A 12,846-nucleotide genomic window follows, 5' to 3' on the forward strand; every position below is an offset into this window, starting at 1 on the left:
ACAATAGGGTGGACACTGATCATTGACAGATCATCATCCGTGCCCAGGGAATTCAGAGGTATTCAGTGACCGCCGGATCCACATCCCCACGTCCATCCAGCGGGTCCGCAGCGGGCCGCAAGAAACACGGGGCCCTGTTGCCCACGGTGATCGCGGTGGTGGTCCTCATCGCCCTGTTCGTGGGGTTCACCCAGGTCTACACGAACATCCTCTGGTTCGAGCAGCTCGGCTACCTGCGGGTGTTCGTCACCCGTAACCTCGCGATGATCGGTCTGTTCATCATCTCCGCCGTGATCGTGGCCACGCTCATGTTCCTGAGCCTGTGGCTCGCGTACCGCAACCGCCCCCGGGACACCGGCCAGGTCAGCGACAACATGCAGAAGTACCAGCAGGCGCTGGACCCCGTGCGCAAGATCGTCATGGTGGCCGTCCCGGTGATCTTCGGGCTGTTCGCCGCCTCCACGATCACGTCCCAGTGGCAGACCGTGCTGCTGTTCTTCAACCAGGAACCCTTCGGACAGACCGACCCCCAGTTCGACCTGGACCTGGGCTTCTACGTGTTCACCCTCCCGTTCCTGCGGCTGCTGATCGGCTTCCTGGTCACCGCCCTGCTGCTCGCCGGTGTGGCCGGGCTGCTCATGCACTACGTCTACGGCGGGATCCGCATCCATGAACGCGGGATCGCCACGACCCGTTCCGCCCGCGTGCACCTGGGCTCCATCGTGGCCGCGTTCCTCGCGCTGCAGGCCGTGAACTTCTGGCTGGACCGCTACGCGACCCTGACCTCCAACTCGGGCAAGTGGACCGGTGCGCTGTACACCGACGTCAACGCCGTGATCCCCACCAAGGGCATCCTGGCGATCGCCGCCGTCCTGGTAGCCATCCTGTTCGTGGTGGCCGGGTTCATCGGCCGTTGGAAGCTGCCCCTGATCGGTGCCGCGATGCTCGTGGTCGTGGCCGTGGTGGCCGGTGGGCTCTACCCGTGGGCCATCCAGCGCTTCCAGGTGACCCCCACGGAGCAGGCGCTCGAGAACGAGTACATCCAGCGCAACATCACCATGACCCGGCAGGCCTACGGTCTGGACAACACCGAGGTCACCCCGTACGACGCCACGACCCAGACCGAACAGGGTGCACTGCGCCAGGACACGGAGACCACCTCCAACATCCGTCTGCTGGACCCCAACGTGGTCTCCTCCGCGTTCGCCCAGCTGCAGCAGTTCCGGCCGTACTATCAGTTCTCCGACATGCTCAACGTGGACCGCTACACGATCGACGGCCAGACCCAGGACACGGTCATCGCGACCCGTGAACTGAACCCGGACCAGATCCAGGGCTGGTACAACCAGTCGGTGGTCTACACCCACGGCTACGGCGTGGTGGCCGCGTACGGCTCCCGCGTGCAGTCGGACGGCAAGCCCCAATTCATGCAGGCCGGGATCCCGTCCCGCGGTGAGATCTCCAACGACTACGAGCCGCGGATCTACTTCGGGAAGAACTCGCCCGAGTACTCGATCGTGGGTGGCTCCCCTGAGGACCCGCCGCTCGAGCTGGACCGCCCCCAGACCAATGACGGGGACGCCCAGGACGCCAAGACCACGTTCGCCGGCAACGGCGGCCCCACCGTGGGCAACTGGTTTAACAAGCTGTCCTACTCCATCAAGTTCCAGTCCACGGACATGCTGCTCTCGGACGCGGTGCGCCCGGAGTCCCAGATCCTCTACGACCGCAACCCGCGTGAGCGGGTGGAGAAGGTGGCCCCCTACCTCACGGTGGACGGCAACCCGTACCCGGCGATCGTGGACAACAAGGTCGTGTGGATCGTGGACGCCTACACCACGGCGGCGTCCTACCCGTACTCCACGCCGTCCGTGCTCCAGGACGCCACCCAGGACACCCAGACCGCGCAGGGCACCGCCGCTGCGTTGCCGCCCGAGCGTGTGAACTACATCCGTAACTCGGTCAAGGCCACGGTCAACGCCTACGACGGTTCCGTGGATCTCTACGCGTGGGACGACCAGGACCCCGTCCTGAAGTCGTGGCAGAAGGTCTTCCCGAACACGCTCAAGCCGTACTCGGACATGTCCGCGGACCTCATGGCCCATGTGCGCTACCCCGAAGACATGTTCAAGGTCCAGCGTGAGCTGCTCAACCGCTACCACGTCACGGACGCGAACAGCTTCTACGCGAGCGACGACGTGTGGTCCGTGCCCAACGACCCCACTCAGCAGAACCAGGACGTCCCGCAGCCGCCGTACTACCTCTCCATGCGCATGCCGGGTGAGGACAAGGCGAACTTCTCGCTCACCTCGTCCTTCATCCCGCAGCAGAGCGAGTCCGGCAACACCCGTAACGTGATGTACGGGTACCTCTCCGCCAACGCGGACGCCGGGACGGGTGAGGACGGCGTCAAGAGCGAGGACTACGGCAAGCTGAGGCTGCTCGAACTGCCGCGCTCCTCGGTGGTGCCCGGTCCGGGCCAGGCGCAGAACCTGTTCAACTCGGACACGGATGTGTCCCAGGAGCTGAACCTGCTGCGTCAGGGTGCGTCCGAGGTCATCAACGGCAACCTGCTGACACTGCCCGCGGGCGGGGGCATGCTCTACGTCCAGCCCGTGTACGTGCAGTCCTCCGGCGATGCCGCCTACCCCACCCTGCGCCGCGTCCTCGTGGGCTTCGGTGAGAAGGTCGGATTCGCCCCCACGCTCGACGGCGCTCTGGATGAGGTTTTCAGCGGTAACTCCGGTGCCACCACGGACACCGGGGCCGGCGTGAACGACCAGGCCGCGGAGGCCGCCCAGGGCGGCGACGGGCGCACCGGCGCGGTGGACGACGGCGCGTCGGCCAGCCCCTCGCCACAGCCCTCCGGGACCCCGTCGCCGCGCTCCACGTCCCTGCAGCAGGCTCTGGACAACGCCAACCAGGCCATGCAGGAAGCGGATCGGGCACGCCGGGACGGTGACTGGACGCAGTACGGCGAGGCCCAGGACCGGCTGAAGCAGGCCATCGACGAGGCCATGCGTCAGGACGGTGCCACCCCGTAATCCAGGGGAGACGCCCGAAGGGCGGTGATCGGGTTCTCCCGGTCACCGCCCTTCGCCATCACCGTCCCCCCTTGCCGCCGCCCCTGTCCTCACCGCCCCTCGCCATCGGGGCGCTGTCCCGTGCGGATCCGCGCCGGGGGATACCCGATTTGCACGATCCGTTCACCCTCCGTATAGTTGAGGACATCGCCGCGGGGTGGAGCAGTTCGGTAGCTCGCTGGGCTCATAACCCAGAGGTCGCAAGTTCAAATCTTGCCCCCGCAACCACGAAGAAGCCCGGTTTCCCAGGAAACCGGGCTTCTGGCATGTCCGGACACGTGTCCGGGGCTACGTCGCGACAAGCAGTGGAGCAAACGCAGCAGGCGATACCGCGTTTGCTCCACGTCAGCTCACGCCGGGGGTGTCTGCTCAGCCGCGGGATGAGGCCCTGAATGCTGCGGCCACCGCACCGGCAGTCCCGGAAGTGACTCAGACTTCCTCGGAGGACACAATCTTCTCGCCGTCCTTGGTGGCGTCGCCGGCCTTGAGCGCCGCGAGCCGCGCCTCGATCTCGGTTTGCTGACCCATGTCCTCGAGCGCCTCGAACTGGCGGTCCAGGGAGGAATCGGCGAGCTCCTGCTGGCCGGCCACGCGAGCCTCCTCGCGGCGGATCTTGTCCTCGAACCGGGAGACCTCGCTCGTGGGGTCCATGACGTCGAACGCCTTGAGGGAGTCCTGCACCTGGGCCTGGGCCTGGACGGTCTTCTGGCGAGCGGCCAGCTCGTCACGCTTGGCGGAGAGCTCCTGGAGCTTGCCACGCATGGTGTTGAGCCCGTCCTTGAGCTTCTCCACGACCTCGGTCTGGGACGCGATCTGGGGTTCGACCCCGCGGGCCTCGCTCTCGGACTGGATCTGACGTTGCAGCGCGACCTTGGCGAGGTTGTCGAACTTCTGGGCCTCGCTCTCCTTGCCGGACGAACGGAACTCCTCCGCCTTGTTGGACGCGGCCAGTGCCTTGCTACCCCACTGGGCGGCCTCCTGGACGTCCTCGGCGTGGTCCTTCTCGAGCAAGCGGAGGTTACCGATGGTCTGGGCCACGGCGGACTCCGCCTCGCGGATGTTCTCGGTGTAGTCGCGGACCATCTGGTCCAGCATCTTCTGGGGGTCCTCCGCGGAATCGATCATCGCGTTGATGTTCGCCTTGGCCAGCTGAGCGATCCGCCCGAAAATGGACTGTTTGGACATGGTGTTCTCCTCTTCTCGTATCTCGGACAAAACTGAAATCTGTCACGGGGCGGCGGGTGCGTCGCTCACCCGGAGGGGGTCAGAAGTTCCCGCCCACACCGCCGTCGAAGCCACCGAAATCGCCGCCTCCGCCGCCGAAACCGCCGCCGAAGTCACCGCCTCCGCCGCCGTAGTGGCCCCCGCCGATGCCGCCGTTGAGGATCCCGCCCAGCAGGATCCCGCCGAGCATGGCACCACCGAGGCCGTTGCTGCGCCGGCCGTAACCCATGCCGCCGTAGCCCATGGGGGAGTTGTAGAACTCGTCCACGTCCGTCTGTGCGGAGCGCTGTGCGGAGTCCGCGAGGCGGATGGATTGGTTGGCCTCGTTGAGTGCCCGCTCGGGATCAGAGTTCTGCAGTTGCTGCGCGATCTCCAGGTGGCGTTCGGCCTCCGCGAGTTCCGTGCGCGCGCGGGCGCCCACACCGCCGCGGCGCGCCCACACGTAGTCGGACGCGGTGGTCAGGCTCGCCTGCGCGCTCACGAGCGCGTGGGACAGGGTCTCGCGCGCGGAGCGGGCGCGGTCGTTCGCGCTACGGACGTCGTCCAGGCCCTTGTCGAGCTCGGCCTTGGCCTGCGCGAGCCGGCGGGCGGAGCCCATGGGGTCGTAGCGCCCGGAACGCATGTTCTGGGTCACGGTCTGCAGCACGGAGCGCACCCCGGCGGCGGCACCCGCGAGCTCGGGACGGGAGCCCTGCTGGACCAGTCCCTCGGCCTCGGCGACGTCCCGTTGGGCGATGCTCACGGCGTCCTTGAGGGACTCCTCGGCCTTGGCCAGTTCCCGGCGGGCGTTCTCCACCGAGGTGATCAGACCCTCGGCCTGGCCCTGCGCCTCCTCGGCGGCTCGGATGTTGAGCACGGCCTGGGAAACCTGTCCCGCGTCCAGGTGCTGTTGGGCCTGGGCGATCGCGGATTCGGCGAACTCGAGGCGTTCGCGTGCCTGCTCGCCGTTGTCCCGCACGGGGGCCAGAGCGGCATCGTCGTACGTTGCGTGCAGCGAGACGAGCAAGGACTCGGCGTCCTGCAGGCGCGGCTGGACACCGGCCACGGCATGGCGCACGTCCTCGAGCGCCTCGGGGGCGCGGGTCTCGAGTTGACGCAACTGCGAGAAGTTCTGTTCCTGTTCCGCAAGGGAGCCGCGCGCCTGGTTGGAGCGCTCGATGATTTCCCCGAGCCACGCGCGCTGGTCCGCCTCGGTGTCCGGGATGTGGTCCTCGAGCTTCTGCTGCAGCTCGAAGGACGCGCGCATATGCTCCTTGGCCCGCGCGAGTGCGTGCTCGAACGGCTGGGTCTGCTCGCGGCCGTACTGCAGCTGCGCGAAGGTGAGTTCCTGCTCGGAGTGCTGGATCGCGTTGTCCGCCTCCACGAGCGCCGAACCCGCGCGCTTGTGCAGCTCGGGCAGGGGCACGAGCGGTCGCTGCGGCGCGCTGCTGCCGTTGTGCGGTTCCGGGGCCTGGGGTGCATCCGCGCGACGACGCCGCCCGCGCATGAGCGACGCGACGCCCACGCCCGCGGCCGCGAGCCCGCCGAGCACCACGACCCCGCCGACCACACCGCCGGCCCCGTTCAGGCTCACCCCGCCGAGTTTCGAGTCGATCCCCTTCACGGCCCCCTGGGCGGCGGCGTCCCAGTTGCCGTTGCGCAGGGCCGGGACGATGTTCTCGTTGTAGATCTCCTGGGTGTCCGAGCGGGACAGGGGACCCGCCGAGTTGGCCACGAACCGCGCCTGGCGGGTCTCGGTGGCCACGGTGAGCACGGCGTCGTTGGTCCCGAAACCATTGTTCCGGGCGAAGTCCTGGACCCACTGACCGGGATCGGTGGGGTTCGTGAACCGGTCCACGTACACCACGTAGAGCGTGATGTTGTGTTCGCTGGCGACCCTGTTGATCTCGTCCTGCAACTGCGACGTGTTGCCCAGGACGTTGGCCGAATCCACGATCCGTGTGCCGGGGTCCACCTGCTGAGGGGGCTCGGCCAGGGCGGCGGGCGCCGCGAACAAGCACACTCCCGAGAGTACGGTCGCGGAAACAGCGCGGCGCCAAACGGTGTGTGAATTCATGACCCTCGTTCCAATCGATCTCAGCCCGGCGGACGCCCGCCCGGGGATCGTCCCCGGGACATGATGATCGTCCGAATCACAGACTACGCTGAACGGACAATGCGATCACGAGATCAGCGAGCGTCCCGGAGATCGCCAGACAACGTGCAGGAATCGGCCAGTTCTCACAGCCGCGGCTCAGTACGCCCGGGCATACTGGGCCACCGGAAGCCGCCGGGCGGGTCCCGGTATCCGCATCCAGACACACGATCCCTCGACGTCCTGTCACAGTCCTGAAGGAGAGAACATGGCCGATTCCTATGACCCCCGTGCGGGCGGCGATCCCCAGCGTCCCGTGCCCCGGTACGGCCAGTACGGCTCCGGGACGGAGGGCGCCGGCCAGGGTTCGCCGTGGCACGCGCAGGACACCCAACCCATCCCGCCCGCGGGCGAACACCCCGGCGCCACCGGGGGTTACCAGTACGGCACCTATCCCGGTGGTCAGGACGGCTACACCGCGGCGTCGCAACCGGCCGGTGGTGCTGCGACCGCCACGACGCCCAAGCGCAAGTTCTCTGCGGGTGCCCTGGTCGCCGGGATGGTGCTCGCAGGGCTGATCGGTGCGGGGACCGCAGTGGGGACCGGCGCCCTCGCCGAGAACAACGGCGTGTCCGCGGCGGGCAACAGCTCCCCGGTGATCGTGAACAACACGGAATCGGTCAACCAGATCACGGGGGCCACCCACAAGGCCTCCCCGTCCGTGGTGACGATCTCCGCGTCCGCCGGGGACCGCGCGGGGACGGGGTCCGGTGTGATCTTGGACGATCAAGGACACATCCTCACCAACACCCACGTGGTCACGCTGGACGGCGCGAGCTCGGACGCCAACCTGGAGGTCCAGACCTCGGACGGTTCCGTGCGCAAGGCCAGCCTCGTGGGCACGGACCCCGAATCGGACCTCGCGGTGATCAAGGTGGACCCGAGCGGTCTCACGCCCGCGGAATTCGGGGATTCGAGCAAGCTCAACGTGGGGGACACCGCGATCGCGATCGGCTCACCGCTCGGACTGAGCGGGACCGTCACGGACGGCATCGTCTCCACGCTCAACCGGACGATCGCCGTCGCCTCCTCAGCGGCGCAGGAGACCCCAGAGGACTCCCAGCAGGGCGGCGGCGGGCAAGACTTCTTCTTCAACTTCCCGGACAACGGGCAGTCGGGCTCGCAGTCCGCGAAGTCGAGCGTCTACCTCAACGTCTTGCAGACGGACGCGGCGATCAACCCCGGCAACTCGGGCGGCGCGCTCGTGAACTCGAGCGGTCAGGTGATCGGCATCAACGTGGCGATCGCCTCGGCGGCGGGGTCCTCCTCGAACGACTCCTCCAGCTCGGGGAACATCGGGGTGGGATTCTCCATCCCGTCCAACACGGCCAAGCGGGTCGCGGACGAGATCATCAAGGACGGCAAGGCCACGCACGGCTACCTGGGCGCGTCCGTCTCCGCCTACACGCCGTCCGGGAGCAACTCGGAGCAGTTCTCCTCGGGTGCCCTCGTGCGCAGCGTGCAGGACGGCTCCCCGGCCGCGGACACCGGGTTGCGCGCGAACGACGTGATCACGCAGTTCAACGGCAAGCGCATCACGGACGCGGACGCCCTCACTGCCGGCGTGCGGGAACTCGCGGCCGGGACGGAGGCGGAGGTCACCTACCGGCGCGGCGGGGACGAGCACACGGCCAAGGTCAGGGTGGGCAACGCCGCCGAGCAATCGGGCAAGTAGGCGCCCGCGGCTCCGGCCGCGCCGACGGCGTTCACGACGGCGCTCGCAGGGTGTGCATACGCACGGTACCCGGCGAGCGCCGTCGTCGTGGCGGGATCACACGCCGTCGGGGAAGCCCAACTGCCGCCAGGCCTCGTAGAGTGCGATGGACGCGGAGTTGGCGAGGTTGAGGGAGCGGCGCCCGGGCAGCATGGGGATCCGGACGTGTTCGGTGACGTGCTCGTCCTCGAGGACATCGGTGGGCAGCCCCGTGGACTCGCGGCCGAAGAGCAGAACGTCCCCGTCCTGGTAGGCCACGTCCGTGTGGCGGGTGCTCGAGTGGGACGTGAACGCGAGGACCCGGGCGTCCCCGAGCGCGTCCCACAGTGCTTCCACGCTGGGGTGCACGTCCATGACCGCGAGATCGTGGTAGTCCAACCCCGCCCGGCGCAGGTGGGCGTCCCCGAACGTGAAGCCCAGGGGCTCCACGAGGTGCAGGCGCGCGCCCGTACAGGCCGCGAGGCGGATGGCGTTTCCCGTGTTGCCGGGGATCTCGGGGGTGTGGAAGACGAAATGCAGCATGGCTGCGAGTGTAGGCGCGTCCGTGCGGCACGGCACCGGCGGGGCGCGGGGCGTTGTATCGACGCAGCCGGGGGTCTCACCGGCGGTGCGCTGGGGGAGGCCGCGCCGGAGGTGCGCGGCCGAGGGAGGACCGCGGTGGGCGCGCCTAGAATTGGACCCATGCCCACACCGCGCGTCTACATGGATCACGCCGCCACGACCGACATGCTGCCCGAGGCCGTCGAGGCCTACGTGGCGCAGGCCCAACGCGGCGGCAACCCCGCGTCCCTGCACTCGGGTGGGCGCTCCGCGCGCATGGCCCTGGAGACCGGGCGGGACAGCGTGGCCGCCGCGTTGAACGCGGAACCGGTGGAGATCATCCTCACATCCGGCGGGACGGAAGCGGACAACATGGCCGTGCTCGGGCTGTTCCGGGCAGCCCGGGACGCGGATTCGCGTCGCACCGTGATCGCGCTGTCCACCGTGGAACACCACGCGGTATCCGAGGCGGCCGAGTGGCTCGCCGCGCACGAGGGCGCCGAGCTCGCGTGGCTCGAGGTCGATGCCGACGGCCGGGTGGACCCCGACGACCTGCGGGAGCTGCTCGACCGTCGCGGAGACGAGCTGGCCCTGGTGACCGTGATGTGGGCCAACAACGAGGTCGGCACGGTGCAACCGATCGCGGAGCTCGCGGCCCTGTGCGACCGGGCGGGGGTGTCCTTCCACGTCGACGCCGTGCAGGCGTTCTGCGCGGTGCCCGTGGACGCGCACTTGCCCGGGATCAGCACTCTTGCGGTGTCCGCACACAAGCTCGGCGGTCCGATGGGTGTGGGCGCGCTGTACGCCCCCCGCACGGTGACGTTGGCCGCCACGAGTTTCGGCGGGGGCCAGGAGCGCAGCGTGCGTTCCGGCACGGTCAACGCCGCGGGGGCGGCCGCGTTCGGTGCCGCAGTGCACGCCGCCCAGCGTGATACGCACGCCGAGTTCGTGCGTCGCGCACGATTGCGCGACACCCTCGTGGCGGGGATCCGCGAACGGGTCCCGCAGGCCGTGCTGCGCGGGCCCGAGCCCGGCGCACCCGAGGACGAGTGGGCGCACCCCACGCGGCTGCCGGGCAACGCACACTTCACGTTCCCCGGGTGCGAGGGCGATTCCATGCTCTTCCTCTTCGACGCCGCGGGGGTCGCGCTGTCCACGGGCTCGGCGTGCAACGCGGGCGTCCCGCGCGCATCCCACGTGTTGCTGGCCATGGGGGTGCCCGAGGAGACCGCGCGCGGTGCCCAGCGCTTCTCCCTGGGACACTCGAGCACGCCGGACGACGTCACCGCGGTGCTGGCTGCCGTGGCGGAGGTCTACGACCGCGCCCACACCGCGGGGCTGTCCGGGCACGTCCCGGGCTTCGCGTCCTGAGCAGCGCCGTCAGGAACCGCGGAGTGGCCGGGAACGGGGTCGTCGGGAACTGCGGCGCCGTCGGGAATAGCCCCGGCGGCGCGCTGGTTGTTAAACCGGCTCGACCAACAATTTTTTTTCGACCCTCGACGGACCTGGAGGAATTGACGTGCGTGTTCTGGCAGCGATGAGCGGCGGTGTGGACTCGGCGGTGGCCGCGGCGCGCGCCGTGGACGCGGGGCACGACGTCACGGGCGTGCACCTGGCGCTGTCCCGCACCCCGGGCACGCTGCGCACGGGCGCGCGGGGGTGTTGCACGATCGAGGACTCCCGGGATGCATGGCGCGCGGCTGAGAAGCTCGGGATCCCGTACTACGTGTGGGACTTCTCCGAACGGTTCCAGGCGGACGTCGTGGACGACTTCGTGGCCGAGTACGCTGCGGGGCGTACCCCCAACCCGTGCATGCGCTGCAACGAGAAGATCAAGTTCGCGGCCCTGCTCGAGAAAGCGCTCGCCCTGGGGTTCGACGCCGTGTGCACGGGCCACTACGCCAAGGTCGTGACGGATGCGGACGGGCACAAGGAACTGCACCGCGCGGCCGATTGGGCCAAGGACCAGTCCTACGTGCTGGGCGTGCTCACCGCCGAGCAGCTCGAGCACGCGATCTTCCCCCTGGCCGAGACCCCGTCCAAGGCGCAGGTGCGCGCCGAGGCTGAGGAGCGCGGGCTGTCCGTGGCCAAGAAGCCCGATTCGCACGACATCTGCTTCATCCCGGACGGGGACACCCGCGGGTGGCTCGAGGACCACATGGAGCTCGCCCCCGGGAGGATCGTGGACACCCAGGGCACCGAACTCGGTGAGCACCGCGGCGCGCACGCCTACACGGTGGGTCAGCGCCGGGGTCTGCACATCGGCCGACCCGCCCCGGACGGCAAGCCCCGCTTCGTCCTGGAGATCCGGCCCAAGACCAACGAGGTGGTCGTGGGGCCGGAGGCCCTGCTGTCGATCGACGTCATGGAGGGCATCCGCCCGTCGTGGGCCGGGCTCCCGCCCCGCGAGGTCGCGGCGATGGCCGAGGACGTAGACGGTCGCTCCGATGAGTTCCCCGTGACGGTCCAGGTGCGCGCCCACGGCGATCCCGCGCCGGCGCGCGCGTGGCTCACCCGGCAGGACGGGCAGCAGCGGTTGTGCGTGCGCCTCGACGAGCCCCAGCGCGGTGTGGCTCCCGGGCAGACCATGGTGCTCTACCAGGGCACCCGTGTGCTGGGCCAGGCCACCATCGACGCCGCCTTCGCCGATCGCGCGGCCGCGGCCGCGTCCTGAGCCCCACGTGGGGCGGCATGACCGCCACACGACCGGGCGCCGGGCGCGCCACCATTACAGTGGACGCATGAGTGCAGTCACCGACCCCGCCGACCACGCGCCCGTCGACTCATCGGGAACCGATTCACCGGGCACCGACCGTCCCGCGGACAGCGCGTTGACGCGCTTGGAAGCCATTCGCGGCACGATCGACAACATCGACGCCGCACTCGTGCACCTGCTCGCCGAACGCTTCAAGGCGACCCAGCAGGTGGGCAAGCTCAAGGCGGAGAACGACCTCCCGCCCTCGGACCCCGAACGCGAGAAGACGCAAATCCACCGGTTGCGCCGACTTGCGGAGGCCGCACACCTGGATCCCGAGTTCGCGGAGAAGTTCCTGAACTTCATCATCAGCGAGGTCATCCGCCACCACGAGGCCATTTCCGAAAACCACCAGCGCAGCACCGACGCATGAGCGAAGCAGTCACCGCGACCCTCACCCGTCCCCTGCGGGGCACGGACCTCCCCGAGACGTTCACCGTGCTGCGCGGTGAGCTGGGCGCACCGCACCTGGCCACCGTGCCGCTGCTGCCGGAGCGGGGTCCGCACGCCGAGCTCGCGGCCCGCACGTGCGCCGTGCTCGATTCCCTCTACGCGGACCGGCAGCCCCACGGGTGGCGGATCAGCGGTGCCCCCGGCGACGACTCCCGCCGTGCACGTCGGCAACTGGAGAGCGACCTCAACATGGTCGCGGACGTCCTGGGCGCCGAATCCGGCGCGGACACCGGACCGATCGCCTTCTCGCTGCTCGGCCCGGTCTCCCTCGCGGCGACCGTCCACGTGCACAACGGGGAGAAGCTGCAGTCGGACCCCGGCGCTCGCCGTGATCTCGCGCAGTCGTGGTGCTTGGGCGTCGCAGACCTCGTGGCCGTGCTGCGGCGCAACACGGACGGGCGCGGTGTCGTGCTGGTGCTCGAGGAACCCGAGCTGGAACGCGTGGTGACCGGGCGCATCCCGACCGCGAGCGGCTACCGCACCCTGCGTGCGCTGCCGCGCCAGGAACTGCGCGCCACGCTCTCGGACGCCGTGGCCGCGTGCCGTGCGACGGGGGCGGAGACCGTGGTCCTGGACGCGGGCGCCGTCGGGATCGACTGGACCCCGCGGGTCGGCGCGGACGCCGCCGTGCTTGGTCTGCCGGACGGGCCCACCGAGCAGTGGGAGCCCCTCGCGGCCCTGCACGAGGCGGGGGTGCGGTTGTGTTTCGACACCGTCCCTGTGACCGGGCGCACCCCCGTGTCCAAGCTCGTGCGGCGCGTGCTGGGCCCGTGGCGTGAGCTGGGCATGGATCCGGCGGCGTTGCTGGGAACCGTGCTGGCGCCATCGGCGCGGATCAGCGAGCTCACCCCGCCGGACCTGCCGGACGCCCTGCAGCGGGTGACGCACCTGGGCGGCGCGCTCACCGAGGCGTGCAACGAGGGTTGAGCCCGGCCAGGCCGTA

Annotated in this window: 9 protein-coding genes and 1 tRNA gene; 7 read left to right on the top strand and 3 right to left on the bottom strand. The window is 69.4% G+C overall.

Annotated elements, in window-relative coordinates; translation table 11 throughout:
• Window positions 1-65 precede the first annotated feature (65 nt).
• Both HBK84_RS04605 and HBK84_RS04610 read left to right on the top strand, forming a co-directional pair.
• A complete protein-coding gene (locus HBK84_RS04605; protein ID WP_167318311.1) occupies window positions 66-3,044 on the top strand; it encodes a UPF0182 family protein in 2,979 nt (992 codons plus the stop codon).
• Between the two features lie 190 nt (window positions 3,045-3,234).
• Window positions 3,235-3,311 (top strand) — tRNA-Met (locus HBK84_RS04610).
• Between the two features lie 201 nt (window positions 3,312-3,512).
• On the opposite strand, the gene HBK84_RS04615 is transcribed toward HBK84_RS04610, so the two are convergent.
• The gene (locus tag HBK84_RS04615) at window positions 3,513-4,268 is read right to left on the bottom strand and encodes a PspA/IM30 family protein (RefSeq protein ID WP_167318312.1); all 756 of its coding nucleotides are present in this window, start codon (window positions 4,266-4,268) and stop codon (window positions 3,513-3,515) included.
• Window positions 4,269-4,347: 79 nt separating this feature from the next.
• Window positions 4,348-6,363, bottom strand: a complete 2,016-nt coding sequence (locus HBK84_RS04620; RefSeq protein ID WP_144997990.1) for a TPM domain-containing protein — start codon at window positions 6,361-6,363, stop codon at window positions 4,348-4,350.
• Between the two features lie 286 nt (window positions 6,364-6,649).
• On the opposite strand from HBK84_RS04620, the gene HBK84_RS04625 reads away from it, so the two are divergent.
• Window positions 6,650-8,116 carry a S1C family serine protease gene (locus HBK84_RS04625; protein WP_167318313.1) on the top strand — a complete coding sequence of 489 codons (1,467 nt, stop codon included), beginning with the start codon at window positions 6,650-6,652 and terminating at the stop codon, window positions 8,114-8,116.
• A 96-nt stretch (window positions 8,117-8,212) separates the two neighbouring features.
• On the opposite strand, the gene HBK84_RS04630 is transcribed toward HBK84_RS04625, so the two are convergent.
• Window positions 8,213-8,677 (bottom strand): tRNA (cytidine(34)-2'-O)-methyltransferase, encoded by a 465-nt coding sequence (locus tag HBK84_RS04630; RefSeq protein ID WP_085107632.1) that lies wholly within the window; start codon window positions 8,675-8,677, stop codon window positions 8,213-8,215.
• Window positions 8,678-8,836: 159 nt separating this feature from the next.
• On the opposite strand from HBK84_RS04630, the gene HBK84_RS04635 reads away from it, so the two are divergent.
• The 4 genes from HBK84_RS04635 to HBK84_RS04650 all read left to right on the top strand — a co-directional run bounded on the left by HBK84_RS04635 (window position 8,837) and on the right by HBK84_RS04650 (window position 12,830).
• Window positions 8,837-10,066, top strand: a complete 1,230-nt coding sequence (locus tag HBK84_RS04635) for a cysteine desulfurase family protein (protein WP_167318314.1) — start codon at window positions 8,837-8,839, stop codon at window positions 10,064-10,066.
• A 148-nt stretch (window positions 10,067-10,214) separates the two neighbouring features.
• Window positions 10,215-11,369: a tRNA 2-thiouridine(34) synthase MnmA gene (gene mnmA / locus HBK84_RS04640; protein ID WP_167318315.1), complete on the top strand. Its 1,155-nt coding sequence runs from the start codon at window positions 10,215-10,217 to the stop codon at window positions 11,367-11,369.
• 67 nt (window positions 11,370-11,436) lie between these two features.
• Window positions 11,437-11,823, top strand: coding sequence for a chorismate mutase (locus HBK84_RS04645; protein WP_167318316.1), 387 nt, complete (start codon window positions 11,437-11,439; stop codon window positions 11,821-11,823).
• A complete protein-coding gene (locus tag HBK84_RS04650) occupies window positions 11,820-12,830 on the top strand; it encodes a hypothetical protein (protein WP_167318317.1) in 1,011 nt (336 codons plus the stop codon). The genes HBK84_RS04645 and HBK84_RS04650 overlap by 4 nt, the downstream gene beginning before the upstream one ends.
• Window positions 12,831-12,846 lie beyond the last annotated feature (16 nt).

It is taken from the genome of Kocuria sp. KD4 (assembly GCF_011769905.1).
Lineage (GTDB): Bacteria > Actinomycetota > Actinomycetes > Actinomycetales > Micrococcaceae > Kocuria > Kocuria marina.